This is a genomic window from Oleiphilus sp. HI0132, from assembly GCF_001635845.1.
Genome location: NZ_LWGJ01001706.1, coordinates 1 through 886 on the forward strand (window position 1 = coordinate 1; position 886 = coordinate 886).

1 protein-coding gene is annotated in these 886 nt (G+C 42.6%); it reads right to left on the minus strand.

The genetic code is table 11. The annotated features are described in order from the left end of the window. Window positions 1-674 (minus strand): hypothetical protein (locus A3766_RS26170; protein WP_197479761.1); only part of this gene is annotated, 674 nt, incomplete at its 3' end. Between the last annotated feature and the right edge of the window lie 212 nt (window positions 675-886).

Consider the following 886-nt stretch of genomic DNA (forward strand, 5'->3'; position numbering starts at 1 on the left):
ATAGCAGTTAAATCTGCTGGCGCCAAACGCATCGCACCAGCATCTAGATCTAGCAAGTCTTCAATGTGAGCGATAGATTCCTGAATACTATCAGCTGTCAAACCAATAGATTTAGCCTCCGCATGAGCTGCCGCCATATGCGTTAATGGGCTAAGATGAACATTATACTCCCGCCCTGCCACAATACCTGAAGCAACCGAGCGCAAACTAAAGCCAGACCCTGGGTTAAAGCTTTCACCAAAAGAAACGCCTTGCCCATCATTATCAATACAACCTTCCGTTGTATCGCACTTCATTCTGGTTCGACTATCAGCTGTCACTTCGACAACAACTGAGCCTTGTGAAATTTCCTGCTCAAGATTAAAGGTGTAGCGACCATTAGAGTCTGTTCTGACTGGACTCACCATTGGATTAACAGAACGAATAGTCTTGCCACCCTGCTCTTCTACTGAGTATAAGTTTACCAAGCCTTCTGAAACGACCCCTTTTATAGCGGTACCGCTAATCGTTGTAGTCACGGTATTGGTATTACCATCATCCGGAGTGGAATTTGACTCTTCACTGCCGCCACCAGAACCACAAGCCGTTAAAAGAATGGCCACACTTGAAGCTAATAGGTTCTTTGTAAGAGCGGCAATTCGCTTTTCACCAGTGTTGAGGAAAAATGTATGCATGAGAAGATTCCACTATTAAATTTCGATCTTGAGTAAGGAAATCTTAGCGCCAGAACACTTAAATTGACGGATAAACATCATTATTTAGCAACAAAAAGCGTCAACTTTTCGACAAATGATAAAAAATGTGAAATCGATGACAGGTGATACAGCACAAAGTTCACAAAAAATCCGCCAGAGTCTAAGAAACAAGCACTAGGAGTTTTTATTTA